We start from the raw sequence: 26,265 nt of genomic DNA on the forward strand, positions 1-26,265 counted from the left end.
GCTTAAGAATCTGACCGACCAGAACAGCTTGCGAAAGGCTTTGCGCCGCGCTGCGAGGGCCTTCTGGATGGCGCCCTGCCGAAGGCAGGCGCGCGCTGCCGTTCGAGGGGCGACGGCGGCGGCTCGATGCCGTTCGCTCAAGAGGGGGAGAGCTTGGATGGCGGCTGTTTTGCGTGCCGCTTTGAAGTACCTGCGAGGTCTTCAGTACCTGCGGCCTTTTTTGGCGACCACAGGGCCGCTTCGGCTGAGCTTGTAGCCTTGTCCGCGAATGTGAATAAGCCGCCATTCGCAGCCGCGAGCGCCGCCAAGGTGGAGCTTTTCGCGCAGCCGCGTAATGCAGGCGTTGAGCCATCGGCCCGACGCGCTGGGCGCGAGGCCCGAGGCCATGCCAGTCAGCCACTGGCGCGTCAGCACCTGGTCGATGTTGTGAAAGAACTCGAGCGCAAGCTCGAATTCGAGCGGGGAGAGTCTGATTTCGTCTCCCTCGACCAGGACGGTTTTGAGGGACGGCATGAAGCGATAGTCGCCCCATGTGAGGCCGGGGCCGGTGGGGGGCATTGCGTGCCGCGTCATGCAGTCTTCGAGGCCAACGTAGACGTCGGAGAACGACGAAGGCGCGGCAACCATCAGGTCGCGCTCGTCGCAGCCGAGCGACTGGAGCGGCTTCAAGAGATTCTCACGCGTGAGAAAGAGCAGCGGCACGCCGGGGCCGACGGCGTTTCTTGCGCCGCTGATCCACTTGGTCAGATCGGCACGCCTTCGCGGCAGGCCGATGCACATGGCCGAGCAGCGGAGCGAGGCGGCGGGCATGAACAGCAGTTCCTGCAGGTCTTCGAAGACAAGGGGCGCATGGCCGAACGCGCGGATGGTGCGGCGCATGTGCTCCCGGGTGCGAAACACGGGATCGAGCACTCCCACGCGTTGATGGAGCGGCTGCTGCTGCTGCGGCTGCTGATTGCTGGCTGACATGGTGTGACTCCTGTGGGCTGGCACCAAGCCCCGCGCGTGTGCGCTTTTTTTGCGGCGCCACGCGGCGATGTAAGACTTAGTGCTGAATATGTTGCCCACCAAGGCCGCGCGGCGAAGCCGTCTTGCGAGAGTTCGCGAGAATTGAATCCGCGGGCGGGGCGGTTCCGCGAATTTGTTCACGCATGGGGCCGGCCAAACGCTTTTCAGACAAAGCGGGCATTTCAGCAAACGCTGAAACACCACGAATCAGTGAAAACTGGCCTCTCAAGCCGCCTGCTGGCCATACACCCCCTGCACCCTGCCCCGTTCCTGTTCGGCCGCACCGTACTCACAAAACTCCAGCCGATAGCCCTGGCCATAGACGGTGTGGAGCCGAAGCCCGCTCTCGATGTTCAGGCGCAGCTTGGTGCGCAGCCGGTAGATCTGGCTGTCGAGCGCGCGGCTCGCTGGTTCGCCCTCGCGGCCGACGCGCTCCAGCAGGTGGGCGCGTGAGACGGGCCTGCCAAGGTTGCGAAACAGCGCAAGCGCCATGTGAAACTCGCTGTCGCTCAGCGACACCCATCGCGCGTGCTCGCCGGCCGCCAGCTGAAACTGCACGCTCGAGACGCTGCGATCGAACAGCCAGCTGCCGAATCGCTCCTGCGCGCCCTTGGCCGTGGACTGCGCGGGTGCCACGAGGCGGCGCAGGCGCGCGGCCAGCTCGAGCGGGCGAAAGGGCTTGATGATGTAGTCGTCGGCGCCGGCATCGAGCGCGCGCACCGCGTCTCGCTCGGAGTTGCGCGCGCTCAACATCACGACGGGAACGGTGCTTTCCCTCTGCCTGCGCAGCCAGGCCAGCAGCTGCAGGCCATCGAGGTCGGGCACGTTCCAGTCGAGCACCAGCAGATCGAAGCTTTCGGTACGCAGGGCGTCCCGCAAGGCTTCGCCGCTGTAGAACGGCACGCATGACACGGGCTCGTCGACCTTGTTGAGCAGATGGTTCTCGAGCATGTCGACCAGATGGCTCATCTGGGCCGGCTCGTCTTCAAGGACAGCTATGCGCATGATGGTGTGGGCCTGGAGGGGTTGGGGGAGTTGGCTTTTTTTGTTCTGTTCAGCGCGGGGCGCGGGGCACGGCCTGCAGCCACGCCTCGAATTCGCGCTTCCAGAACCTGGCCCGGGCGGTGGTGCCGTGGCCCACGGTGTCGGCGCTCGCGGGGATCAAGAGGGCGCTGCCCTTCTTGACGCGCTGGATCTCGCGCTGCAGCACGCCAAGGGCCGGCGGGTTGCGCTCGTCGTCGGCCGAGTTGATGGCCAGGAGCGCGGCTTCGATCTTCTCGAGGCCGGGCGCGGGGTTGTAGTCGCGCGAGGCTTCCCACTGGTAGAGGTGGTCGTTGGCGTCGCCGCGAAACGGCGCCTTCAGGCGCTGGTCGAGCACGGCATCGGCCTTTTCGCGCGAGGGCGCGAGCTTGAACAGGCCCTGGTCGCCTCCGTTGGTGCCAATGGCAAAGAAGACGGAGGCAAAGCGCAGGCTGGGCGGCTGCTCGGTGTACTGGCCGTTCTTCCAGGCGGGATCGCCGCGGATGGAATCGATGACGAGGCGCCGCATCATCCAGTTGCGACCGGACATCTCGGTGGGCAGCGACGCCATGGGGGTGGCGGCATCCATGAAGCCGGGGTACTTCTGGGCCCAGATCCAGGTCTGCATGCCACCCATGGAGTTGCCCAGCACCAGCCTCAGGTGGCGGATGCCAAGGTGCTCGGTCAGCAGCCGATACTGGGCCGCGACCATGTCGTTGTAGTTGTAGCGCGGAAACGCGGTGCGCAGCCCATCGGAGGGCTTGGACGAGGCACCGGTACCGATTGCGTCGGGCAGGATGATGAAGTGCTTTGCGGCGTCCAGCGGCTGGCCGGGGCCGAAGAGCTCGCCGGCGAAATCAGGCGTGAGCAGGCTGGCGGCGGAGCCGGTGGTGCCGTGCAGGATGAGCACGGGCTCGCCGGCCGGATCGCCCACGGTGGTGTAGGCCAGGCGCAGCTCGGGCAGCGTCTCGCCGCTTTCGAAGCGGAAGTCCCGCGCCACCCAGTGGCCCTCGCGGGGCTTGGGAAAATCGGCGGCGTTGGCGCCCAGGGCCAGCAGGCATGGGAGCAGCAAGAGGCAGGCGCAACGCGCGAGCCCGGGCAGCCAGGAGGTGATGGCTTTTTTCATGACGACGATGCGCCAAAACACTTTTGAATAGCTGTGGCCGGTTTCGGCCGCGAGGACGTCGCCCTCCCCGGCCGGCGTTGTCAATGAGACTGACGAGGTGTTCATGAGGGCTCCTGGTTATCTGGGTCTACATTTGTTTTGTTTACGCTAACATTCAGTTGTTTGCGCTAACAGTCGCTATCTTCTGTTATTGTTAGCGCAAACAACTTAGGGAAAACCCTGCATCTATTGAAATCTTTTGGCTTACGTAGCGTGCGCGGGCCGGCCGCTATGCTTGGCTTGCGCGCAGCCGCAGGCGACAGAACAAGAAAGCAACCGACAAATGAACGAGCAACCCGAAACCACGCCCTCCATCACGCTGGAGGAAGTGGCGCGCCTGGCGGGCGTCAGCGGGATGACTGTTTCGCGGGTGCTGCACGACCATGCCAACGTTTCCGACCAGACCCGAGCCAAGGTGCAGGCCGCCATTGCCACGCTGGGCTACGTACCCAACCGCCTGGCGGGCGCGCTGGCCACGGCGAAGAGCCGGCTGATCGCGGTGATCGTCCCGTCGCTGAGCAACATCGTTTTTCCGGAGGTTCTGCGGGGTGCCAACGAGCGCCTTGGAGCGGCGGGCTACCAGGCGGTGATCGGCGTCTCGGACTACGACCTCGCGAAGGAGGAAGAGGTCATTGCGGCCATGCAGTCCTGGCGGCCCTCGGGCTGGATCCTGGCGGGCCTCGAACACACGCCGCGCGCGCGGCAGATCCTGCGCGAGGTGCGCAGCCCGGTGGTCGAACTGATGGACATCGACGGCGAGTCGATCGACATGGCGGTGGGTTTCTCGAACCGGGAGGCCGGCCGCGACACGGGGCGGTTCTTTGCCGACATGGGGCGGCGCCGGATCGGCTATGTGGGGGGCGACCTCAGCCGCGACTTGCGCGGCGCCAAGCGCAAGGAAGGCTTCGAGCAGGGCCTTGCGGAACGCGGGCTGCAACTGCAGGGTGAATTCACGGCGCCCCAGTCGTCGTCGCTGCTGCTGGGCCGCGCGGGCCTTGCGCAACTGCTCCAGTCGCATCCAGACCTGGATGCCGTTTATTTCTCGAACGACGACATGGCCGTGGGCGGGCTGATGCACTGCATGGCCACGGGCATCGATGTTCCCGGCCGGCTGGCGCTGGCAGGATTCAACGGACTGGAAATCGGCGAAGCCCTGCCGCTGCGGCTGACGACAGTCAAGTCACCGCGCCATCACATCGGCGAACTGGCCGCCGAACAGATCCTCGCAAGACTTGCCGGCAAGACGCCGCCGCTCAGGCAGGACGTGGGTTACGAGTTCATCGCCGGGCAGACGACGTGACTTGAAGGGCCTGCCCGCAAGAGGGCGCGCTGGCTCGGGGGCTGAATAGCTCGAATCGGCCTCCAACCGGGTGCGCCGGCGGCAAATTACCCGGCTGCAGTGTGAAGTAATGCCACTCCGGCCATGTCCTTTGCACTCAATTCTGACGAACTCTCGCCAGATTCTCTCGTCATCGAAGACTTCCAAGCAGGATCACGGTTCAGCGCGCAGTGGGGTGCCCACTGGTCCGCTCGACGACCCATTCTGATCGGAGGTCCTTGATGAAAAACAATGTGTTGAAAGCCTGGTGCGCCGAGTTCGCGGGCACGTTCTGGCTGACGCTGGGAGGCTGCGGCAGCGCGGTGCTCGCAGCCACAGCGGTCGGATCCCCGAGGGGCAGGTGATGCGAATTGCCGTACTGGACGCCGATGGCGAGGAGCTTGCCCTCATCACCAGCATTCTTCGATCCCTTGGGCATGACTGCCAGGCTTTCACCAGGGGCAGCGCACTGCAGCGCGAGCTGCAGCGAGAAACCTTCGATCTGCTGGTGCTGGACTGGCAATTGGCGGACACCACGGGACCGGAGTTTGCGCGGTGGGCCCGCACCACGCTGAAAGACCGCGTGCCGATACTCCTGATGACCCAGCGGTATGAGGAAGAGGACATCGTGGAGGGGCTGGCCGCCGGCGCGGACGACATCATCGTGAGCCCGATCCGGGTGGGTGAACTCGCCGCGCGAGTGCGGGCGCTGATGCGGCGCGCCTACGCGCAACAGCCGACCGATGACCAGACCTGGGGCCGCTACCACTTCGTTCCGGCGCGCCAGCGCCTGGAGGTGGACGGTACGCCGGTGGTGCTGACGCAGAAGCAATACAACCTTGCGCTCCTGCTGTTCCGCAACATGGGGCGCGTGCTCTCGCGGCGGTATCTGCTGGAGTCGATCTGGGGCATCAGCAGCCCGATGGGGTCCGATCAGGTGTCGCGCTCTTTGGACACGCACGTCTCGCGCGTGCGCACGGCGCTCCGGCTGCGGCCGGAGAGCGGCTACCGGCTCGCTGCCGTCTACGGCCAAGGCTATTGTTTCGAGGCCGTCGAGGCGGATGCGAGCAGCCTTGCCTGAAGGATGGTGGCCGCACCCTCACCCCAGCCCTCTCCCGCAAGCGGGGGAGGGAGTCGAAACCGCGCAGACCTCTAGCGGGCGTCGTTGCGCACGGTGTAGCCGCTCGCACGCCAGGTGTTGTCCTCATCGAAGCGGAACGACACCAGCTCGCGCACGGTCTTGCTTCCCCCCACCAACGACTCGAACTCGACGCTGCTGTACATCCCTGCCGGAATGGACGCCGTGCCTGCTGCCTGCTGCCTGCTGGCGCGAGACGGTGACCCAGTAGCGAACACCCGGGGTACCCAGGGATTGGCGCGAGCGCGCGATGGCCTCTGCAAAGTCCTTGCGCGAGACGCGCTGCTTGACCGCGGCGGACATGCCATCCCACACGGCCGCGGCACGCCCCTCGTCGATTTGCTGGACAGTGGCTTGCGCGGCTTTCACCAGCGCCCCGGGGTCCACGTCTTGAGCGGAAGCCGCAGTGCAACAGGTGGCAAGCGTCAATAGGCAGGCGGCAATCGGTCGGATTTTCATGAGGGGCTCCTTTGCAGCGAATACTGCCGTCCCCTCCCCTTGCGCGAGAGAGTTTTGCGAGAATTTGTCAGATTCAAAGGCAATCGGGCCAACAAGCGCGGACTAATGCGCACTTGCGGCGCCGTTATTTCTGGATGTCGCCCAGGCAGAGGTACTTGATCTCGACGTAGTCGTCCATGCCGTGGTGCGAGCCCTCGCGGCCCAGGCCCGACTGCTTGACGCCGCCGAAGGGCACGTGCTCGGTGGCGATCACGCCGGCATTGATGCCGACCATGCCGTACTCCAGCGCCTCGGCCACGCGAAAGATGCGGCCCACGTCGCGGGTGTAGAAGTAGCTGGCCAGCCCAAACTCGGTGTTGTTGGCCGCATCGATGGCGTCCTGCTCGGTCTTGAAGCGGAACACGGGTGCAAAGGGGCCGAAGGTTTCCTCGCGCGCGCAGAGCATGTCGGGCGTGGCCTCGGCGATCACGGTGGGTTCGAAGAACTGGCCGCCGATCTTGCGTCCGCCCGCCAGCACCTTGCCGCCCTTGGCGACGGCATCGTCGACGTGCCGCTGCACCTTGTCGATGGCCGCATCCTCGATCAGCGGGCCTTGCATCACGCCTTCATCGAAACCGTTGCCGACCTTGAGCGCCTTGACCTTGGCCGCGAATTTTTCGACGAAGCTGTCGTAGATGCCGTCTTGCACGTACAGCCGGTTCGCGCACACGCAGGTCTGGCCCGCGTTGCGGTATTTGCTGGCCATGGCGCCTTCGACGGCCGAATCCACGTCAGCATCGTCGAACACCAGGAAGGGCGCGTTGCCGCCGAGCTCGAGCGACAGCTTCTTGACCGTTGGCGCGCACTGGCTCATCAAGATGCGGCCGACTTCGGTGGAGCCGGTGAAGCTCAGGTGGCGCACGACGTCGCTCTCGCACAGCTCCTTGCCGATCGCGATGCTGTTCTGGCTGTCGGCCGTGAGCACGTTGAGCACGCCGGGCGGAATGCCCGCGCGCACCGCCAGCTCGGCCGCGGCCAGTGCGGTGAGCGGCGTGAGCTCTGCCGGCTTGATGACGACCGTGCAGCCCGCAGCCAATGCCGGCGCAACCTTGCGCGTGATCATGGCCAGCGGAAAATTCCACGGCGTGATGGCGGCGCACACGCCGATGGCCTGCTTCATCACCAGCAGGCGCCGGTTGTTGTCGAACTGCGGCAGCACCTCGCCGTTCACGCGCTTGGCTTCTTCGGCAAACCATTCGATGAAGCTTGCGCCGTAGGCCACCTCGCCCTTGGCCTCGGCAAAGGGCTTGCCTTGCTCCGCGGTCATCAGGCGGCCCAGGTCTTCGGTGTTGGCGATCAGCAGGTCGAACCACTTGCGCAAGACGATGCTGCGCTCCTTGCCGGTCTTGCCGCGCCAGGCCGCGAGCGCCTTGTTGGCGGCAGCAATCGCCAGGGCCGCGTCCGCGCGCACGAGGTTGGCGACGTCGGCCAGCTTCTGACCCGTGGCCGGGTCGTTCACATCGAATCGGCTCGCGCCCTTGACCCATTCGCCGGCGATCAGCGCATCGGTCTTGAGCAGGGTCGGGTCGTTCAGCAATGCGAGGGGGGATGTCTTCATGGTCATGGCGTTCTGTTGTCTCGGGAAAATCAGGCTGGCCGACAGCCAGCCGCATGCATCAGCGGTAGGGCACGCCGGGCAGCACGCAAAGCATCTCGTAGAGAAGATTGGCGCCGAGCAGCGCGGTGTTTCCGCTGGGGTCGTAGGGTGGGCTGACTTCCACCAGGTCGGCGCCCACCACGTTCAGGCCGCGGCAGCCGCGCACGATCTCCAGTGCCTGTGGCACGGTGAGGCCGCCGATCTCGGGCGTGCCCGTGCCACCGGCGAACGAGGGGTCAATGCCGTCGATGTCGAAGCTGATGTAGACCGGATGTGTCGGGCCGATGCGCTCGCGCACCTCTGCCATCAGCGGGGCCAGCGACTGGTACCAGACCTCGTGGGCCTGCACCACGGTGAAGCCCTGTTCGCGCGGCCAGTCGAAATCATCGGCCGCATAGCCGGTGCCGCGCAGGCCGATCTGCCAGACCTTGTCGCAGGCCAGCAGGCCCTCTTCAACGGCGCGGCGGAATGGCGTGCCATGAGCGATGCGCTCGCCGAACATGTCGTCGTTCACGTCCGCATGCGCGTCGACATGCACCAGCGCGACCGGCCCATGCCGGCGCGCCAGAGCGCGCAGGATGGGCAGCGCAATGGTGTGGTCGCCGCCCAGTGTGAGCGGTGCACAGCCGGCGGCCAGCACGGTGTCGTAGAAGGCCGAGATGATGTCGACCGACTTTTCGAGCGAATAGGTGTTGATGGGCACGTCGCCCAGGTCGGCCACGTTGAGCCGATCGAACGGCGCCGCGCCGGTCGCCATGTTGTAGGGCCTGAGCAATGCCGATTCGGCGCGTATCTGGCGCGGCCCGAAACGCGCGCCCGGGCGGTTGGAGGTGCCGATGTCCAGCGGCACGCCGATGAATGCCGCATCCAGCCCCTCTGCGGACGTTGCAACGGGCAGCCGCATCATCGTGCCGGGGCCGGCGAAGCGCGGCATCGCGTTGCCGCCGAGCGGCTGGTTGGGTCTGGTGGCGGGCATGGCGTGCTGGTGGTTCAGCGCCGACGGCCGCGCAGCCATTCGAGCACGAGCAGCAGCGTGGTGGTGAAGATGATGAGCAGGGTCGCCACCGCGGCGATGGTGGGAGAGATGTTCTCGCGAATGCCGGTGAACATCTGGCGCGGCAAGGTCACCTGGTCGGGCCCTGCGAGGAACAGCGTGACCACCACTTCGTCGAACGACGTGGCAAAGGCAAACAGCGCACCCGAGATCACGCCCGGCGCAATGACCGGCAGCGTGATGCGCATGAAGGTCCTGAACGGTGTCTCGCCCAGGCTCAGCGACGCGCGCACCAGGTTGTGGTTGAAGCCGGCCAGGGTGGCGAGCACCGTGGTCAGCACAAAAGGTGCGCCCAGTGCCGCATGCACCACGATCAGGCCGAAGTAGGTGTCGGCCAGCCCGACGGGCGCGAAGTAGAGGTACGTGGCAACACCCACCACCACGATGGGCACCACCATCGGCGAAATCAGCACGCTCATGAGCAAGCCCTTGAACGCGAAGTTCGTGCGCGACAGGCCCACCGCGGCCAGCGTGCCCAGCACGGTGGCCAGCACCGTGGCGGCCGGCGCGACTATGAAGCTGTTGCGCGCCGCGCGTGCCCACTCGGGCGATTCGAACAGGTGGCGATACCACTTGAGCGACCAGCCCGGGATCGGGTAGGCCAAAAAGGAACTGTCGGAAAACGACAGCGGAATCACCACCAGGATGGGTGCCAGCAAGAAGGCCAGCACCGCGACACAGCCGGCGCGCACCAGCCACCAGCCGAGCTTGTCGGCAAAGGTGGCATAGGCAGGGAATTGGGGAAGCTTCAGCATGCTTTTCTTTCTTCCTTGCCGTTCAGCCGAGGCTCAGCTCGGCCTTGCCGATGCGGCGGTACACGGCATACAGCACCAGCGTGGCGACGAGCAGCACGGCGCCCAGCGCACAGGCCATGCCCCAGTTGATTTCCACGTTGGTGTAGCGCGCGATGTAGTAGCTCAGCATCTGGTCGTCCGCGCCGCCGAGCAGCGCGGGCGTCACGTAATAGCCGATGGCCAGGATGAACACCAGCAGCGCACCGGCGCCGATGCCGGGATAGGTCTGCGGCACGTACACCCGGAAGAAGGCCGCCAGCGGCGAGCTGCCCAGCGAGACTGCGGCGCGCAGGTAGGTGGGCGGCACGCTCTTCATGACGCTGTAGAGCGGCAGGATCATGAAGGGCAGCAGGATGTGCACCATGGCGATGATCACGCCGGTGCGGTTGAACAGCAGCGCCAGCGGATGATCGATGAGGCCGATGCCCATGAGGCCGCGGTTGACCAGGCCTTCGGACTGCAGCAACACGATCCACGCCGCCACGCGCACCAGGATGGAAGTCCAGAACGGCACGAGCACCAGGATCATCAGCACGTTGGCCTTGCGCGCCGGCAGCGTCGACAGCCACCAGGCCAGCGGATAGGCCAGCAGCAGGCAGAAGAAGGTGACCACGGCGCTGATGTTGAAGGTGCGCAGCAGGATGCCGGCAAAGGCGCGCTGGTCGGCGGGCATGCGCTCCACCTCGCCCGCGACGTCGCGCCGCAGGTCGACCGAGGCGAGCAGGTAGTCGGGCGTCCAGCGCGAACCGTTCTTGGCGATGGCCTGCCAGAACGGCGCCTCGCCCCAGCGCGGATCGAGCTCCAGCATGCGCGTCTTGATTTCTTCCGGCGTGCCAGCAATCGGCAGCGCCCTGAAGGCGCCCATCACAAGCGAGCGGGCGCCCGCGATCTCAGTGTTGAGGCGGCGCGCCAGGGCGCCCGCATCGGAGCTGTCGGGCAGTTGGCCAAGGTCGGCCGCGATGGCGGCATAGGCCGCGGGCGCGGGCGCCTCCTTGCGGTCCCAGCCATCGAGCGCACGCACGGTGCGCGGCAGCGCGTTGGCCACCTCGGGATTCTCGACCGCGCGCTGCAACAGGGCCACGATGGGCACCAGCAGCGTCAGCAGCAGGAAGACCAGCAGCGGCACCGTGAGCGCAAAGGCGCGCCACTTGCGGCGCGACTCGGCGCGCGCCAGTGCACGCCGGAGCTCGCCGGGCGGCGCCGCTTCTGCCAAGACGGGGGGGACAGACATTGCCGCTTGCATGGCCTCTTGCCTGCTTACTGCGTGGCCCAGGATGCGAAGCGCTTCTCGAGCGCCTCGCCCTGGTCAGCCCAGAAACCGACGTTGAACTGCAGCGCATCCTTGGCATTGGCCGCCGAGGTCGGCAGGTCGGCCAGCACCTTGGGGCTGAGCGCAGCCAGGGCCTTGGTGTTGGTGGGGCCGTAGGCGATGTTCTGGGCGTAGACCGTCTGGTTGGCCGGCTGCATCGCGAACTGGATGTACTTCAGCGAAGCCTCCTTGTTCGGTGCGCCCTTCGGGATCACCAGGTAGTCGAGGTCGTAGATGCCGCCCGGCCAGTAGATCTTGAGGTCGCGGCCTTCGCGGTTGGCCGCGTCGATGCGGCCGTTGTACACGGTGGTCAGCACCACGTCGCCGGCCACGAGGAACTGCGGCGGCTGTGCGCCTGCTTCCCACCACTGGATGTTGGGCTTGAGTTCGGTGAGCTTCTTGAACGCGCGGTCGGCGCCTTCCTTGGTGGCAAGCACCTTGTAGACATCGGCCGGCTTCACGCCATCGGCCATGAGCGCGAACTCGAGGTTGTAGCGCGCGCCCTTGCGCATGCCGCGCTTGCCCGGGATCTTCTTCACGTCCCAGAAGTCGGCCCAGCTGGTGGGCGCGGTCTTGAGCTTTTCGCCGTTGTAGGCCATGACGGTCGACCACACGAACAGGCCCACGCCGCAATCGGTGACCGCGGCCGGCAGGAAGTCGGCCTTGTTGCCGATCTTCGAATAGTCGAGCTTCTCGAACAGGCCTTCGTCGCAGCCGCGCGCGGCGTCCGGCGATTCGACCTCGACCACGTCCCAGGTGACCTTCTTGGTCTCGACCATGGCCTTGATCTTGGCCTGCTCACCGTTGTATTCGACCGGAATGATCTTGGTGCCGGTCTTCTCGTAGGGCTCGTAGTAGGCCTTCTTCTGCGCGTTGGCGTTGGCGCCACCGAAGTTGACCACGGTGAGCTGCTGCTGCGCGAAGGCAGGCAGTGCGAAGCTGGCCGCAACGGTGCAGGCAAGGAGAGTCTTTTTCATGGCGGGTATCTTCCTGGGTGATGAACGGAAACGAGAAACGGGACTGGGTTCAGAGGGCATACATGCGCGCATGCGCAACGGGAAATTCGAGCGCCACCGAGTCGCCGGCCTGCGGCGTGGCGATGCCGCCCGCGCCGGTCAGCGGCAGCTTCACGGTGGCCTCGGCCTGGCCGCCGCCCACGCTGCACAGCAGCCGCAGGTGGTCGCCGAAATAGATGACGCGCGCCACCACGGCGGCGAGCATGTTGGCGCCCTGCGCTTCCGGCCGGTGGTGCAGCACCACGCGCTCGGGGCGGATGCAGGCCTCGACGGCAGCGCCCGCGGCCGCGCCGCTGACGTTGAGCCCGTGCAGCACGCGGCCATCGGGCAGCGTCATTTCGGCATGCTTGCCGCCCCGGCTCAGTTGCCCCTTGAGCACGGTGTTGTCGCCGACGAAACCGGCCACGAAACGGTTGGACGGTGTCTCGTAGAGCCGGCCGACGGTGTCCAGCTGCTGGATCACGCCTTCGTTGAACACAGCCACCCGGTCGCTCATGGTGAGCGCCTCGCCCTGGTCGTGCGTCACGTAGACGAAGGTCACGCCGAGCTGGCGATGCAGGTCCTTGAGCTCGATCTGCATGTGCTCGCGCAGTTGCTTGTCGAGCGCGCCGAGCGGCTCGTCCATGAGCACCAGTTGCGGCTCGAACACCAGCGCGCGCGCCAGCGCCACGCGCTGCTGTTGGCCGCCCGAGAGCTGGCCGGGCAGGCGGTCGGTCATGCCGCGCAGCTGCACCATGTCGAGCGCGCGCTGCACGCGGCGCTGCTGCTCGTCCTTGGACACCTTGCGCACGGTGAGCGGATAGGCCACGTTCTGGCCCACGCTCAGGTGCGGAAACAGCGCATAGTTCTGGAACACCATGCCGAAGTGGCGCTTGTGCGGCGGGGTGCCGGTGATCGGCTTGCCTTCGAGCAATATCTCGCCGGAGGTGGGCGACTCGAAGCCGGCCAGCATCATCAGCGTGGTGGTCTTGCCCGACCCCGAGGGCCCGAGCAGGCTGAGAAACTCGCCGCGGTGGATGTCCAGGTCGAGCTGGCGCACCACCAGGTGTTCACCGTCGTAGGTTTTCTGGACGCGCTGGAAGCGCACCAAGGGTTCTGCTGTCGTCATGGAGGGGCTCAAGAAAAGGGACCGTTCAGCGCAGCGCGGCGAAGCTGTCCGCGAGAAGCGCCAGGCCTTCGTCCACAAGCAAGTCGGATGCCGTCAGCGGCACCAGCACGCGAATTACATTGCCGTAGGTGCCGCATGACAGCAGGATTAACCCGCGCCGCGCGGCTTCCGCCACCACCTTTCGGGTCAGCGCGGCATCGGGCCGGGCGGTGTCGCCCTCTTCGAACAGCTCGATGGCCACCATGGCGCCGAGCCCGCGCACGTCGCCAATGGCGGGCTCGCTGGCCGCGATGCGGCGCAGGCCACCCGTGAGCCGCTCGCCCAGCGCCCGGCTGCGCGCCAGCAATTGCTCGTCGTCGAACACCTTGAGCACCGCGAGCGCGGCGGCGCAGCCGATGGGGCTGCCGGCATAGGTGCCGCCCAGTCCGCCGGGCGCGGGAGCGTCCATCACCTCGGCGCGACCCACCACGCCGGAGATCGGGAAACCGCCCGCCATCGACTTGGCGGTGGTGATCAGGTCGGGCGCCACGGGCCATTGCTCGCTGGCAAACCAGGTGCCGGTGCGGCCGGCGCCGGTCTGCACTTCGTCGGCAATGATGAGGATGCCGTGGCGGTCCGCCAGCGCGCGCAGGCCTTCGACGAAGTCGTGGGGCGCCACGTAGAAGCCACCCTCCCCCTGCACCGGCTCCAGGATGAAGGCCGCCACGCGCTCGGGCTCGATGTCGTTCTTGAACAGCAGCTCGACCGAGTGCAAGGCGTCGTCCACGCTCACGCCGTGCAGCGCATTCGGATACAACGCATGGAACACCTCGCCCGGGAACGGGCCGAAGCCGACTTTGTAGGGTGCGACCTTGCCGGTCAGGCCCAGCGTCATCATCGTTCGGCCGTGGTAACCGCCCGTAAAGGCAATGACGCCCGGCCGGCGCGTGTAGGCGCGGGCAATCTTCACCGCGTTTTCGACCGCCTCGGCGCCGGTGCTCAGGAAGATCGATTTCTTTGCGAATTCGCCTGGCGCCAGCGCGTTCAGGCGCTCGGCAAGTTCCACGTAGGGTTCGTACGCCATCACCTGGAAGCAGGTGTGCGAATAGAGATCGACCTGCGCCTTGACGGCGGCGCTGATCTCCGGGTGGCAGTGGCCAGTGTTCAGGACCGCGATGCCGCCGGCAAAGTCGATGTAGCGGCGGCCCTCGACGTCCCACATCTCGGCGTTGGCGGCGCGGCTGACAAAAATTTCGTGGGCCTGGCCTACACCGCGTGCCACTGCCGCGCTGCGGCGGGCCATGAGGGCGGCGTTGCTGAGATGGGGTTCGCGCTGCATGGATTCGACCTGTGCCTGAATGAAGAAGCAGGCACTTTAGGTTTCAGCTCCAGCGCCGACCATGTACAACGAATGCGATGATTTTGCGGACTGTGCTGGTCTTGTATCCTGTACATACTTTCCTCAATATGGTGCAGATCGGCCTGCCGGGATACTCGCGATGCTCATTCTTCACCCCGAACAGCCGACTCCGCTCGTGAGTCAGATCGTGGAGGGACTCCGCGGGCTGATCGGCGCCCAAAAACTGAGGCCCGACAGCAAGCTGCCCTCCATCCGGGCCTTTGCCGCGGCCCATGGCGTCAGCGTCTTCACCGTGGTCGAGGCCTACGACCGGCTGGTGGCGCAAGGCCTTTTGGTGTCGCGGGCCAACGCCGGCTTCTTCGTCAAGCGGCGAAGCGACGACAACTCCCCCGGCAGCGGCTCGACGGCGCCGCAACCCGACCCGCGCTTCGATGCGCGCTGGTATCTGCGGCAGATCTTCGAGAACCGCAACCTGCCGCTCAAGCCGGGCTGCGGATGGCTGCCGCACGACTGGCTGTTCGAGGACGGCATGCGCCGCAGCCTGCGCAGCCTTGCCGCGGGCGGCACCGACATCGGCGGCTACGGTCTGCCCTTCGGGCACATGGCGCTGCGCATGGCGGTGGCCGATTCGCTCTGCGAGCGGCAGATCGCGGTCGAGGCCGGCCAGGTGCTGCTCACCCAGGGCTCGAGCCAGGCGCTCGACCTGGTGGCGCGCCAGTTGCTGAAGCCCGGCGACGAGGTGCTGGTGGACGATCCCGGCTATCCCAACCTGATGTTCATGCTGCGCTTTCTGGGCGTGCACATCATCGGCGTGCCGCGCACGCCCACCGGCTACGACCTGCCCGCGCTGGAGGCGCTGCTAGCGCTGCACCGGCCCAAGGCCTTCTTCACGCAACCGCGGCTGCAGAGCCCCACGTGCTCGCTGGCGTCGATGCCGCAGCTCGTGCGCCTGCTCCAGCTTGCGCAGGAGCATCAGTTCGCGTTGGTCGAGAACGACATCTACGCCGACATGGACGCCTCGTCGCGACCCTCGCTCGCGAGCCTCAGCCAGTTGCGCCAGGTGGTCTACGTCGGCAGTTTTTCCAAGACCATCTCACCGAACCTGCGGGTCGGCTATGTGGTGGCGCAGCCCGGGCTGATGGAAGACCTGGCCCAGCTGAAGATGGTCTCGGGGCTCACCTCGTCGGACATCACCGAGCGGCTGGTCTTTGGCGCGGTGACCGACGGGCGCTGGCGCAAGCACCTGAAGTCGCTGCGGGAACGGCTCGCGCAGGCGCATTCGAACGTGGCAAGGCGCTTGGAAGCCCAGGGCTTCGAGATTTTTCATGAGCCCGCAGCGGGCTTGTACCTGTGGGCGCGGCATCCGGACATCACCGATGCCGCGGACCTGTCGCGGATTGCCGCCATGGAGGGCATCATGCTCGGCCCGGGGCAGTTGTTTCTGGTGATTCCGCGCCCCACGGGGTGGCTGCGCTTCAACGTGGCGTTCAGCGAGGACGAGCGGCTTTGGCAGTTTCTCGCGCGCAGCATCGAAGAGCGCAAAGGGGAGTGAGTGAGTGCGGCAGGGCTCGAATGCGAGCCCCGAAAAGACAAAAGGGTTAGCAGACGTTAATCTGCTAACCCTTGTCGGAACTGGCGGAGTGGACGGGACTCGAACCCGCGACCCCCGGCGTGACAGGCCGGTATTCTAACCAACTGAACTACCACTCCTGGTAGACAACGTTCACTCCTTGCGGAGCCAAGTGCTGACGACTTGTGCCTGCTTCACTTGCGCGAAACTGGCGACCCTACGGGGATTCGAACCCCGGTAGCCACCGTGAAAGGGTGGTGTCCTAGGCCTCTAGACGATAGGGTCAAAACCTTAGGAACCGTGCTGCGATCAGCACTTCTTCTCTTCTCGACACTTTGATGGTGGAGGTAAACGGGATCGAACCGATGACCTCTTGCATGCCATGCAAGCGCTCTCCCAGCTGAGCTATACCCCCGTGTGGGTGTCGAGCCTCAAATTATAGCCTGAAAAATCAGGCTCTTTTCAAACGCTCGATGACTTTTTCGCGAGAAAAAATTGCGAGCACTGAATCGAGGGATGGTGTCTGCGCAGTTCCCATCACGAGGACGCGAACCGGCATGGCCAACACAGGCATTTTCACAGAATGTGCGGCCAAAACTTCCTTGATGCCGGCAGCAATCGAAGTTTTTTCCCAGTTCACGCTCGCGAGCTTTTCGGCCAGCGTGGCGATGACGGGCTTCACCGCGTCGGTGATGTGCTGCGCGCGATCGGCTTCGCTCACGGTCACGTCGGCATAGAACGCTGCGGCCCAGTCGGCCAATGCAACCGTGGTCTCGCAACGGTCCTTGAACAGCGCGCAGATCGCGGGGAGGCGATCGTCGGCGTCGATACCGCGCTTCTTCAACTGCGCGGCCACGAGCGGTGCGAGCTCATCATCAGGCTTGGCCTTGATGTATTGCGCATTGACCCACGACAGCTTGGCGGCGTCCCACTGGGCGGGGCTCTTCGACAGGTGCGAACCGTCGAACCAGCTCACCATCTGCTCGCGCGTGAAGAGCTCGTCGTCGCCATGGCTCCAGCCGAGGCGCGCAAGATAGTTGAGCATGGCTTCGGGCAGGTAGCCGTTCTCTTCATAGGCGGTGACGCTCACGGCGCCGCGGCGCTTGGAGAGCTTCTGCCCGTCGTCGCCCAGGATCACCGGCACATGGCCGAACGCAGGCAGCGGCGCGCCCAGCGCGCGAAAGATGTTGATCTGCCACGGCGTGTTGTTGATGTGCTCGTCGCCGCGGAACACATGCGTGATGGCCATGTCCCAGTCGTCGACCACCACGGCGAAGTTGTAGGTGGGCACACCGTCGGGCCGCAGGATGATGAGGTCGTCGATCTCGCGGTTGTTGATGGTGATCTCGCCCTTGACGAGGTCGTTCCACGTCACGTCGCCTTCGGGCGGGTTGCAGAAACGCACCACGGGCGGCACGCCTTCGGGCACGGGCGGCAGCACCTTGCCGGGCTCGGGGCGCCAGCGGCGGTCATACAAGGTCTTTTCGCCGCGGGCGCGCTGGGCTTCGCGCATTTCGTCGAGCTCGGCCGGCGTGCAGTAGCAGTAGTAGGCCGTGCCGGCCGCGAGCATTTGCGCAATGACTTCGCGGTAGCGCTCGAGGCGCTGCATTTGATAGATCGGGCCTTCGTCGTAGTCGAGGCCGAGCCAGTGCATCGACGCAAGGATCTGGTCGGTCGAGTCCTGCGTGGAGCGGGCCACGTCGGTGTCCTCGATGCGCAGCACGAACTCTCCGCCATGGTGGCGTGCGTAGGCCCACGAGTAGAGCGCGGTGCGGGCCGTGCCCAGGTGAAGAAAGCCGGTGGGAGACGGAGCGATGCGGGTGCGAACTTTGCCGGTCATGGAATCGATCAGAATTTCAGGGTGCCAAGGCCGCGAAGCAAGTCGGCCTTGATGTCGTCGATGTACTCGAGGCCGACTGCGACGCGAATGAGCCCCTGGCCGATGCCGGCGGCCTGGCGCTGCACTTCGGTCAGGCGGCCGTGCGACGTGGTGCCGGGGTGGGTGATGATGGTCTTGGTGTCGCCCAGGTTGGTGGCAATGCTCACCACGCGCGTGCTGTTGATCACGTGGAAGGCATTGGCGCGCGCCGTCTCGGGATCGTTGCCGACCACGTCGAACGACACCACCGCCCCGCCCTGCCCCGACTGCTGGCGCATGGCCAGGTCGTGCTGCGCGTGCGAGGCAAGGCCCGGGTAGTAGACGCGCGCAATGCCGGGCTGCGTTTCAAGCCACTGGGCCACGGCCAGCGCATTGGCGCACTGCGCCTGCATGCGGATGCCGAGCGTTTCGAGGCCCTTGAGCACGACCCATGCATTGAACGGCGACAGCGCCATGCCGGCGGTGCGCACCACCGGGCCAAACACATCGACGATGAGCTTCGACGGACCGCAGATCGCGCCGGCCATCACGCGGCCCTGGCCGTCGAGGTACTTGGTACCGGAATGAATGATGAGGTCGGCGCCCAGTTCGGCCGGGCGCTGCAGCGCGGGCGTGCAAAAGCAGTTGTCCACCGCGAGCAGCGCGCCGCCGCCGTGCGCCAGGTCGGCCAGCGCGCGGATGTCGCACACCTCGGTGAGCGGATTGGTGGGCGTTTCGGCGAACAGCAGCTTGGTGTTGGGCTTCATGGCCGCGCGCCATTCAGCCACGTCGGTCTGCGAGACGAATGTGGTCTCGACGCCGAACTTGGCGAACTCCTTGCCGAACAGGTTGAGCGTGGAGCCGAACACCGAGCGCGAGCAGATCACATGGTCGCCCGCCTTCAGCAGGCCCATGCACATCATGAGGATCGCGCCCATGCCGGTGGAAGCGCCGATCGCGGCCTCGGTGCCTTCCATTGCCGCAAGGCGCTGCTCGAAGCTGGTGACCGTGGGATTGGAAGTGCGCGAATAGGTAAAGCCCGCTTCGGTACCGGCAAAGCGGCGTGCCGACGTTTCGGCGTCGGGCTGCACGAAGCCGCTGGTCAGGAACAGCGCTTCGGAGTGCTCGCCATGCTGGCTCGGCGCCAGGCCGGTGCGCAGCGCGAGCGTGTCGCGATGCAGTCCGGGCGGCAGGGTTCGTTCGTCGGCAGTCAATTCAGCTCTCACTCGCTGTGATTGGGAAGCGCGAGGCGCGAAGAATCTTCTTCGGTCTCTTCGATGCGGGGACGGTTGCCGTTCATGCGCGAGATCGCTTCGGTGTCGATGTCGCCGGTCACGTACACGCCGTCGAAGCAGGAGGCATCGAAACCGTTGAGCTTGGGGTTGAGCGAGCCGATGGCGCGCTTCATGGCATCGACGTCTTGATAGATGAGTGCATCACAACCGATCAGCTCGCGGATCTGCTCGACGGTGCGGTCGTGTGCCACCAGTTCGTCCTTGGTGGGCATGTCGATGCCGTAGACGTTGGGATAGCGCACCGGCGGCGCGGCGCTGGCGAGGTAGACCTTGCGTGCGCCGGCATCGCGTGCCATCTGCACGATTTCACGGCTGGTGGTGCCACGCACGATCGAGTCGTCGACCAGGAGCACGTTGCGGCCCTTGAACTCGCTGGCAATCACGTTGAGCTTCTGGCGCACCGACTTCTTGCGCACGCCCTGCCCCGGCATGATGAAGGTCCGGCCCACGTAGCGGTTCTTCACGAAGCCCTCGCGGTAGGGCACGCCGAGCAGGTGCGCGAGCTGCGTGGCGCTCGGGCGGCTCGATTCGGGAATCGGGATGATCACGTCGATCTGGTTCGGCGGCACGGTGGACACCACGCGCTTGGCCAGCGTCTCGCCCAGGTTGAGCCGCGCCTGGTACACCGAGATGCCGTCGAGCACCGAGTCCGGACGCGCCAGGTACACGAATTCGAAGATGCAGGGGTTGAGCGTGGGCGCCTCGGCGCACTGCATGGAGTGCACGTTGCCCTGCAGGTCGATGAACACGGCTTCGCCCGGATCGATGTTGCGCTCGAACACATGGCCCGAGCCTTCGAGCGCGACCGATTCGCTGGCCACCATGACGGTGCCGTCGGCGCTGCGGCCCATCGACAGCGGACGGATGCCGTACGGATCGCGGAAGGCAAGCAGGCCGTGGCCGGCGATCAGCGCCACCACGGCATACGAGCCGCGCAGGCGCTTGTGCATGCTCTTGACCGCGGCAAACACCTCGGCCGGGTTCAGTGGCACGCCGCGCGATGCGCGCTCGAGCTCGTGCGCAAGCACGTTGAGCAGCACTTCGGAGTCGCTCTCGGTGTTGGTGTGGCGGTGGTCGGTGGAGAACAGCTCCGAACGCAGCGCATGCGCGTTGGTCAGGTTGCCGTTGTGCACCAGCACGATGCCGAAGGGCGCGTTGACGTAGAAGGGCTGCGCCTCTTCTTCGCTGTAGGCGTTGCCCGCCGTCGGATAGCGCACCTGGCCCAGACCCACGCTGCCAGGCAGCGCGCGCATGTTGCGCGTGCGGAACACGTCGCGCACCATGCCCTTGGCCTTGTGCATGAAGAACTTGCGTTCAAGCAGGGTGACGATGCCGGCCGCGTCCTGGCCGCGGTGCTGCAGCAGCAGCAAGGCGTCATAGAGCAGCTGATTGACGGGTGCGTTGCTGACAACGCCGACGATTCCACACATGAACGATTCCTCTCAGGGCAGGTAGCTTGCCAACTTTTCAGGCAACGCGGGTTTCAGGCCCTGCAATGCCGCATCGAGAACAATGGCGCTGCGCGATTCGTGCCACCAGGCACTGTCGCTCAACGCCAGCAAATGAACAATGACCGCCAGAACGAGCAGTGCAACCGCACCCCGCGCCGCTCCGAAGGCCCCACCCAATATCCGGTCCACCGGCCTGAGGCCGACAGCCGCAATCAGCTTTCGCGTCAGCGCCGCCACCAGGCCCACGCCGAACGCCACCGCCACGAACACCAGCACAAAGGCCAGCGGATAGCGCCAGGTGGCCTGCGGGTCGCCGAAGGGCAGCCATGCGGCCACGCTCGACGCCAGCCACTGGGCGGCAATGAATGCAGCCACCCAACCCGCCAGCGAAATCACTTCGAACACCAGGCCCCGCCAGAGGCCGAACAGCATCGACACGACGATGAGCGCGACGGCGATCCAATCGAGCAGGGCCACGGCAACGGGCGATGGCTACTACAACGTGAGGATGGCGGCCGACAAAGACAAGCCCTTGACCTTCTCCGCGGCCTTGTCCGCCTCGGCGCGCGAGCTGAACGGGCCGACACGCACACGCGTGCGCTGCTCGCCGTCGGACGTCTTGGCCACGTTCACATAGGTCTTGAGGCCCGCCTTCTCGAGCTTCTGCCGCACTTCGCGCGCCTTGTCGGCATCGGCAAAGGCACCGACCTGCACAACGAAGCGGCCGCCGTCTTCGGTGGCGGGCTTGGTGGTGCTGGTGTTGGAGGGCTTGCCTTCGAGCAGGGCGCGCGCGCGGTTGCCGTCCTCGGCCGCAGCCGGCTTGGGCGCCGCGGGCTTGGGTTCGGGTTTGGCTTCCGGCTTGGCCTCGGGCTTTGGCTTCGGTTCGGGCTTGGGTTCTGGTTTGTGTTCCGGCTTTGGCTCGGGCTTGCGTTCCGGCTTGGCTTCGGCCGTGGGCCGGGTTTCGGCCGGAGGCGTGCTGGCGGCTGGCTTGCCGGGTGGAATCTCGGTGCCGTCGGCGGTCTCGGTGATCATGCCGCCGCTCGACGCGGACGGGGGCGCCGCCGCCACGCGGGCGCCGCTGTCGGCCGCGCCGGTGGTGGGCGCGGCGGGCGCGGGCGTTGCAGGCACCGGCAATGGCTTGACCTTGTTGCGGTCGGGAATCTCGATGGGAATGTCGACCGAGACCGGACGCGGCTGGGTGTCGAACAGCAACGGAAATCCGATGACGCCAAGCAGCACCAGAACGGCCGCGCCCACCAACCGGTGCCGCGCGCGGCGGCGCATGGTTTCGACACTTTCCGCAGGGACGGCAGCCGGTGCGCCGCGTCCTTCGTTGCCTTGCGGGCCGCGCGTGCGGAACTTGAAAAACGCCATGAAGTTCGATCCCTGAAGGAGTGCAGCGAGGTGGTGCCAGATGGTGCGGACGGGCCGGCGATCAGCCGCCGGGCAGCAGGTGTTTGGCTTGCAGCCGGGGAGTGCCGTGCTCCAGCACGCCACCCACGGTGAAGAACGATCCGAAGACCACGATTCTATCAGCGGGGTCTGCGTGCTCGATGGCTGCGCGGAGCGCTTCCATCGGCCCGGAATGCACGCTTGCGGAGGCGTCGGCGCGCTTGTTTTGCGCCTGCCAGCTCGCAAGCAGATCGCCGGCCTTGGCGGCGCGCGGCGTCGGCAGATCGGTGAAGTACCAGCGGTCGATCATCGGGCCGATGCGCGCGAGGATCGGGGCCAGGTCCTTGTCGGCCATGACGCCGAACACGCCGTGCGTGGTGGGATAGAAGCCCATCGCGTCGAGGTTCTCGGCCAGCGCCGCGACCGCATGGGCGTTGTGCGCCACGTCGAGCACCAGCGCGGGCTCGCCCGGAACGATCTGGAAGCGGCCGGGCAGCTCGACCATGGCGAGCCCCGTGCGCACGGCCTGCGCGGTGATGGGCAGTTGCGGCCGCAGCGCTTCGAGCGCCGCAAGCACGCCCGCGGCATTGAGCAGCTGGTTGGCGCCGCGCAGGGCCGGATAGGCCAGCCCGCTGTAGCGCCGGCCGCGGCCCGACCAACCCCACTGCTGCTTGTCGCCCGAGACGTTGAAGTCGTGCCCGAAGCGCCAGAGGTCGGCGCCAATGGCCGCCGCGTGGTCGATCACGCTTTGCGGCGGCATCGGGTCGCTCACGATGGCGGGCTTGCCCGGGCGCAGGATGCCGGCCTTCTCGAAGCCGATGCTCTCGCGGTCGGACCCGAGGTAGTCCATGTGGTCGAGGTCGATGCTGGTGATGACCGCGCAATCGGTGTCGATGATGTTGACCGCGTCGAGCCGGCCGCCGAGCCCGACCTCGAGAATGGCCACGTCAGGCTTCTCTTCGATCATGCAGCGCAGGATGCCGAGGGTGGTGAACTCGAAGTACGTCAGGGGCATGTCGCCCCGGGCCACTTCTACCGCCTCGAAGTTTGCTATTAATTTCGAAGCATCGACCGCTTCGCCCGAGAGCCGCAGCCGCTCCTCGAAGCGCACCAGGTGCGGCGACGTGAAAACCGCCGTGCGGTAGCCCGCATGCGTGAGGATCGATTCGAGCATGGCGCAGGTCGAGCCCTTGCCATTGGTGCCGGCCACGGTGATGACCGGGCAGTCGAAGCGCAGGCCCATGCGGGCCGCCATCTCTCTGGCGCGCTCGAGGCCGAGCTCGATGTTCTTCGGATGGAGTTGCTCGGCGCGCGCGAGCCAGTCGTTAAGGGTTTCCATGGAGGCCGGCATTGTCGCCGACCCGGAAAGCGCGGGGCGCCCCACGTTTTATCGGCATCATTGGCATCCATGACAACCCTCTACGGCATTCCGAACTGCGACACCGTCAAGCGCGCCCGCACCTGGCTCGACGACCATGGCGTCGCCTACACCTTCCATGACTTCAAGAAGCAGGGCGTGCCCGAAGCCGAGCTCGACCAGTGGCTCAAGAAGCCGGGCTGGGAGGCCTTGGTCAACCGCCGCGGCACCACCTGGCGCAAGTTGGGCGAAGCCGAACGCAACGCGGTGGTCGATGCCGTTTCCGCCCGCGCCGCATTGCTGGCCAACCCCAGCCTCATCAAGCGGCCGGTGGTCAACTGGGGGGCCAAAACCGGCGTTACGACAGGGTTCGACGCCGAAGCCTGGGCTGCTGTGAATGCCGTGTAAACCCCGGAACCCGTCTCGCCGGCCGGCCTCCAACCCCGATCTGCAGGAGAGAACACCATGAACCGACAAGTCTTTCGCGCCCTCTCGGGCCTTTCCGTGGCCGGCCTGCTGACGGCAGGCGCCGCCGGCGTGGCCCAGGCCCAGGAAGCATGGGCGAGGGTGATTTCCGCCACCCCCGTCTACGAGACCACCGGCAGCAGCCCCAGTTACAACGTGACCTACGAGTACGGCGGCCGCCAATACACCACGCGCATGAACAGCCGGCCGGGCGCCACCATCCCGATCCAGGCCGGCGCCTACGGCGTGACGACGGCACCGGTCGCGCCCCAGCCCCAGTTGCAGCCTTACCCGGTCGAAGCCGACAGCGGCCAGCAGCAGTACCAGTACCAGCAGCCCCCGCAATACGCACAACCGGGCGGATCGGCCTGGGACAACGTGGTGCCCGAGCCCGGCGTGGTGGTTTCCAACGCGCCGCCGGCACCGGTCTATGCGCAGCCGGCGCCGATCTACGCACAGCCGGCGCCGGTGTACCCGGCCCCCATCTACGCGCAGCCGACCTACGTCTACCCGCAGCCCTACGTCTATCCGCCGGTCGGCATTTCGCTGAACCTGGGGTACTCCAGGGGCTGGGGCGGCTATCGTGGATACGGCTATCGCCACTGGCGCTGAACCGCGCGATACGGCGGCCGGGCTGGCAATACCGGCCAAGCCCTAAAATCGAGGACTTTTCCAACCCCCAAGGGGTGCGCCGCCGCGGTGGCGCGTCCTCGACAAGCCGACCGCGCATGCGCCGGCGCCTTCCAATGACGACGACTACCGACACTCTCAACAGCGCCGCAGTGGCGACCAAGGCCAATGTGTATTTCGACGGCAAGTGCGTGAGCCACAGCCTCACGTTGGCCGACGGCACGAAAAAATCGGTCGGCGTGATCCTGCCGTCCACCCTGACTTTCAAGACCGGCGCGCCTGAAATCATGGAAGGCACCGCCGGCAGCTGCGAATACCAACTGTCGGGAACCACCGAGTGGATTGCCTCGGGCGCAGGACAGAAGTTCAACGTGCCGGGCAATTCGAGCTTCCAGATCCGGGTGACCGGCGAGCCCTACAGCTACATCTGCCACTTCGGCTGACCCCTGAACCGCCAACCGGACACCCGCATGTCGACCATTCTCCAAAACGTTCCCGCCGGCCAGAAGGTCGGCATTGCCTTTTCGGGCGGCCTGGACACCAGTGCGGCACTGCACTGGATGAAGCTGAAGGGCGCGATTCCCTACGCCTACACCGCCAACCTCGGCCAGCCCGACGAGCCCGACTACGACGAGATCCCGCGCAAGGCGATGCTCTACGGCGCCGAGAACGCCCGCCTGATCGACTGCCGCGCGCAGCTCGCCAATGAAGGCATTGCCGCGCTGCAGGCCGGCGCCTTCCACGTCACGACCGCCGGCGTCACCTACTTCAACACCACGCCGCTCGGCCGCGCGGTGACGGGCACCATGCTGGTGTCGGCCATGAAGGAAGACGACGTCCACATCTGGGGCGACGGCAGCACCTACAAGGGCAACGACATCGAGCGCTTCTACCGCTACGGCTTGCTCACCAACCCTGCTCTCAAGATTTACAAGCCCTGGCTCGACCAGCTGTTCATCGACGAGCTCGGCGGCCGCGCCGAGATGTCGGCATTCATGACCAAAGCCGGCTTCGGCTACAAGATGTCGGCCGAGAAGGCCTACAGCACCGACTCCAACATGCTTGGCGCCACGCACGAGGCCAAGGACCTGGAGAACCTCGACAGCGGCATGCAAATCGTGCAGCCGATCATGGGCGTTGCGTTCTGGAAAGACGAAGTCGAGGTCAAGCGCGAGACCGTCAGCGTGCGCTTCGAGGAAGGCCGCCCGGTGGCCCTCAACGGCGTCGAGCACGCCAACCTCGTCGACCTGATCCTGGAAGCCAACCGCATCGGCGGCCGCCACGGCCTGGGCATGAGCGACCAGATCGAGAACCGCATCATCGAGGCCAAGAGCCGCGGCATCTACGAGGCGCCCGGCCTCGCGCTGCTGTTCATCGCCTACGAGCGCCTGGTGACCGGCATCCACAACGAGGACACCATCGAGCAGTACCGCGACAACGGCCGCAAGCTCGGCCGACTGCTCTACCAGGGCCGCTGGTTCGACCCGCAGGCCATCATGCTGCGCGAGACGGCTCAGCGCTGGGTGGCGCGCGCCATCACCGGCGAAGTGACCGTCGAGCTGCGCCGCGGCAACGACTACTCGATTCTCAACACCGTCTCGCCCAACCTCACCTACCAGCCCGAGCGCCTGAGCATGGAAAAGGTGGCCGGCGCGTTCACGCCGCTGGACCGCATCGGCCAGCTGACCATGCGCAATCTCGACATCGTCGACACGCGCGAGAAGCTCGCGATCTACACCCGTACCGGGCTGCTGTCGCCGGGCCAGGGCACCTCGGTGCCGCGGCTCTCGAACGACGACGAGAGCAAGTAAGCCGACGCGCTTCTTGCAATGACAAACGGGCCCTCGCGGGCCCGTTTTCATTTGTGCGTCGTGCGTGCCTGT

The 26,265-nt window shown here is 66.1% G+C and carries 24 protein-coding genes, 3 tRNA genes and 2 pseudogenes; 8 read left to right on the forward strand and 21 right to left on the reverse strand.

The features are described from left to right. Positions 1 to 201 precede the first annotated feature (201 nt). The 3 genes from ACJ7Z0_RS08815 to ACJ7Z0_RS08825 all read right to left on the reverse strand — a co-directional run bounded on the left by ACJ7Z0_RS08815 (position 202) and on the right by ACJ7Z0_RS08825 (position 3,154). On the reverse strand, positions 202 to 969 hold the full coding sequence (locus ACJ7Z0_RS08815) for a winged helix-turn-helix domain-containing protein (protein ID WP_434789535.1): 768 nt from the start codon (positions 967 to 969) through the stop codon (positions 202 to 204). Between the two features lie 264 nt (positions 970 to 1,233). Then, a complete protein-coding gene (locus tag ACJ7Z0_RS08820; RefSeq protein WP_434789536.1) occupies positions 1,234 to 2,013 on the reverse strand; it encodes a response regulator transcription factor in 780 nt (259 codons plus the stop codon). 49 nt (positions 2,014 to 2,062) lie between these two features. After that, complete coding sequence (locus ACJ7Z0_RS08825) at positions 2,063 to 3,154, reverse strand: alpha/beta fold hydrolase (RefSeq protein WP_434792635.1); 1,092 nt, start codon at positions 3,152 to 3,154, stop codon at positions 2,063 to 2,065. A 322-nt stretch (positions 3,155 to 3,476) separates the two neighbouring features. Here ACJ7Z0_RS08825 and ACJ7Z0_RS08830 point away from each other — a divergent pair, with 322 nt between their 5' ends. From ACJ7Z0_RS08830 to ACJ7Z0_RS08840, 3 genes and pseudogenes are all read left to right on the forward strand, one after another. Then, entirely contained in the window at positions 3,477 to 4,493 is a 1,017-nt protein-coding gene (locus ACJ7Z0_RS08830; RefSeq protein ID WP_431129165.1) for a LacI family DNA-binding transcriptional regulator, read from the forward strand. 260 nt (positions 4,494 to 4,753) lie between these two features. Continuing rightward, positions 4,754 to 4,846: pseudogene (locus tag ACJ7Z0_RS08835) on the forward strand (aquaporin); the annotation flags it as partial. Between the two features lie 29 nt (positions 4,847 to 4,875). Next, a complete protein-coding gene (locus ACJ7Z0_RS08840) occupies positions 4,876 to 5,592 on the forward strand; it encodes a response regulator transcription factor (protein ID WP_434789537.1) in 717 nt (238 codons plus the stop codon). 71 nt (positions 5,593 to 5,663) lie between these two features. Here the strand turns inward: ACJ7Z0_RS08840 and ACJ7Z0_RS08845 are convergent, their stop codons facing one another. The 9 genes and pseudogenes from ACJ7Z0_RS08845 to gabT all read right to left on the reverse strand — a co-directional run bounded on the left by ACJ7Z0_RS08845 (position 5,664) and on the right by gabT (position 14,343). Beyond that, positions 5,664 to 5,957: a DUF4019 domain-containing protein gene (locus ACJ7Z0_RS08845; protein ID WP_434792636.1), complete on the reverse strand. Its 294-nt coding sequence runs from the start codon at positions 5,955 to 5,957 to the stop codon at positions 5,664 to 5,666. Continuing rightward, positions 5,845 to 6,108: pseudogene (locus ACJ7Z0_RS08850) on the reverse strand (DUF4019 domain-containing protein); the annotation flags it as partial. The gene ACJ7Z0_RS08845 and the pseudogene ACJ7Z0_RS08850, both read right to left, overlap by 113 nt. 124 nt (positions 6,109 to 6,232) lie before the next feature. Then, positions 6,233 to 7,711 (reverse strand): NAD-dependent succinate-semialdehyde dehydrogenase, encoded by a 1,479-nt coding sequence (locus ACJ7Z0_RS08855; RefSeq protein WP_434789538.1) that lies wholly within the window; start codon positions 7,709 to 7,711, stop codon positions 6,233 to 6,235. Between the two features lie 52 nt (positions 7,712 to 7,763). After that, positions 7,764 to 8,720: an agmatinase gene (gene speB / locus ACJ7Z0_RS08860; protein ID WP_434789539.1), complete on the reverse strand. Its 957-nt coding sequence runs from the start codon at positions 8,718 to 8,720 to the stop codon at positions 7,764 to 7,766. Positions 8,721 to 8,734: 14 nt separating this feature from the next. Continuing rightward, positions 8,735 to 9,553 (reverse strand): ABC transporter permease, encoded by an 819-nt coding sequence (locus ACJ7Z0_RS08865; RefSeq protein ID WP_434789540.1) that lies wholly within the window; start codon positions 9,551 to 9,553, stop codon positions 8,735 to 8,737. A gap of 22 nt (positions 9,554 to 9,575) precedes the next feature. Continuing rightward, positions 9,576 to 10,835, reverse strand: a complete 1,260-nt coding sequence (locus ACJ7Z0_RS08870; protein ID WP_431129143.1) for an ABC transporter permease — start codon at positions 10,833 to 10,835, stop codon at positions 9,576 to 9,578. Between the two features lie 14 nt (positions 10,836 to 10,849). Beyond that, positions 10,850 to 11,878 (reverse strand): ABC transporter substrate-binding protein, encoded by a 1,029-nt coding sequence (locus ACJ7Z0_RS08875; RefSeq protein ID WP_434789541.1) that lies wholly within the window; start codon positions 11,876 to 11,878, stop codon positions 10,850 to 10,852. Between the two features lie 49 nt (positions 11,879 to 11,927). After that, entirely contained in the window at positions 11,928 to 13,025 is a 1,098-nt protein-coding gene (locus tag ACJ7Z0_RS08880) for an ABC transporter ATP-binding protein (protein ID WP_431129137.1), read from the reverse strand. A gap of 25 nt (positions 13,026 to 13,050) precedes the next feature. Beyond that, a complete protein-coding gene (gene gabT / locus ACJ7Z0_RS08885; protein WP_434789542.1) occupies positions 13,051 to 14,343 on the reverse strand; it encodes a 4-aminobutyrate--2-oxoglutarate transaminase in 1,293 nt (430 codons plus the stop codon). Positions 14,344 to 14,503: 160 nt separating this feature from the next. On the opposite strand from gabT, the gene ACJ7Z0_RS08890 reads away from it, so the two are divergent. Then, a complete protein-coding gene (locus ACJ7Z0_RS08890; protein ID WP_431129131.1) occupies positions 14,504 to 15,916 on the forward strand; it encodes an aminotransferase-like domain-containing protein in 1,413 nt (470 codons plus the stop codon). Positions 15,917 to 15,997: 81 nt separating this feature from the next. Here the strand turns inward: ACJ7Z0_RS08890 and ACJ7Z0_RS08895 are convergent. From ACJ7Z0_RS08895 to folC, 9 genes are all read right to left on the reverse strand, one after another. Next, positions 15,998 to 16,074 (reverse strand) — tRNA-Asp (locus tag ACJ7Z0_RS08895). A gap of 69 nt (positions 16,075 to 16,143) precedes the next feature. Next, positions 16,144 to 16,219, reverse strand: a tRNA-Glu gene (locus ACJ7Z0_RS08900). 54 nt (positions 16,220 to 16,273) lie between these two features. Further along, positions 16,274 to 16,349, reverse strand: a tRNA-Ala gene (locus ACJ7Z0_RS08905). Positions 16,350 to 16,385: 36 nt separating this feature from the next. Continuing rightward, a complete protein-coding gene (gene gltX / locus ACJ7Z0_RS08910; RefSeq protein WP_434789543.1) occupies positions 16,386 to 17,774 on the reverse strand; it encodes a glutamate--tRNA ligase in 1,389 nt (462 codons plus the stop codon). Between the two features lie 8 nt (positions 17,775 to 17,782). After that, entirely contained in the window at positions 17,783 to 19,006 is a 1,224-nt protein-coding gene (locus ACJ7Z0_RS08915) for an O-succinylhomoserine sulfhydrylase (RefSeq protein ID WP_431129125.1), read from the reverse strand. Positions 19,007 to 19,014: 8 nt separating this feature from the next. Then, positions 19,015 to 20,517, reverse strand: a complete 1,503-nt coding sequence (purF, locus tag ACJ7Z0_RS08920; protein ID WP_434789544.1) for an amidophosphoribosyltransferase — start codon at positions 20,515 to 20,517, stop codon at positions 19,015 to 19,017. A 12-nt stretch (positions 20,518 to 20,529) separates the two neighbouring features. Next, positions 20,530 to 21,015 (reverse strand): CvpA family protein, encoded by a 486-nt coding sequence (locus tag ACJ7Z0_RS08925; RefSeq protein ID WP_434789545.1) that lies wholly within the window; start codon positions 21,013 to 21,015, stop codon positions 20,530 to 20,532. Between the two features lie 18 nt (positions 21,016 to 21,033). After that, positions 21,034 to 21,912 carry an SPOR domain-containing protein gene (locus ACJ7Z0_RS08930; RefSeq protein WP_434789546.1) on the reverse strand — a complete coding sequence of 293 codons (879 nt, stop codon included), beginning with the start codon at positions 21,910 to 21,912 and terminating at the stop codon, positions 21,034 to 21,036. Between the two features lie 61 nt (positions 21,913 to 21,973). Next, complete coding sequence (gene folC, locus ACJ7Z0_RS08935; protein ID WP_434789547.1) at positions 21,974 to 23,281, reverse strand: bifunctional tetrahydrofolate synthase/dihydrofolate synthase; 1,308 nt, start codon at positions 23,279 to 23,281, stop codon at positions 21,974 to 21,976. A gap of 57 nt (positions 23,282 to 23,338) precedes the next feature. Here folC and ACJ7Z0_RS08940 point away from each other — a divergent pair, with 57 nt between their 5' ends. The 4 genes from ACJ7Z0_RS08940 to argG all read left to right on the forward strand — a co-directional run bounded on the left by ACJ7Z0_RS08940 (position 23,339) and on the right by argG (position 26,193). After that, on the forward strand, positions 23,339 to 23,695 hold the full coding sequence (locus tag ACJ7Z0_RS08940) for an ArsC family reductase (RefSeq protein ID WP_434789548.1): 357 nt from the start codon (positions 23,339 to 23,341) through the stop codon (positions 23,693 to 23,695). Between the two features lie 57 nt (positions 23,696 to 23,752). After that, complete coding sequence (locus tag ACJ7Z0_RS08945) at positions 23,753 to 24,364, forward strand: hypothetical protein (RefSeq protein ID WP_434789549.1); 612 nt, start codon at positions 23,753 to 23,755, stop codon at positions 24,362 to 24,364. A 134-nt stretch (positions 24,365 to 24,498) separates the two neighbouring features. Further along, positions 24,499 to 24,825 carry a pyrimidine/purine nucleoside phosphorylase gene (gene ppnP, locus ACJ7Z0_RS08950; protein WP_434789550.1) on the forward strand — a complete coding sequence of 109 codons (327 nt, stop codon included), beginning with the start codon at positions 24,499 to 24,501 and terminating at the stop codon, positions 24,823 to 24,825. Between the two features lie 27 nt (positions 24,826 to 24,852). Further along, entirely contained in the window at positions 24,853 to 26,193 is a 1,341-nt protein-coding gene (gene argG / locus ACJ7Z0_RS08955; RefSeq protein WP_434789551.1) for an argininosuccinate synthase, read from the forward strand. Positions 26,194 to 26,265: the final 72 nt, after the last annotated feature.

The organism is Variovorax palleresanus (assembly GCF_051144945.1).
In the GTDB taxonomy this organism is placed as follows: domain Bacteria; phylum Pseudomonadota; class Gammaproteobacteria; order Burkholderiales; family Burkholderiaceae_C; genus Variovorax; species Variovorax paradoxus_S.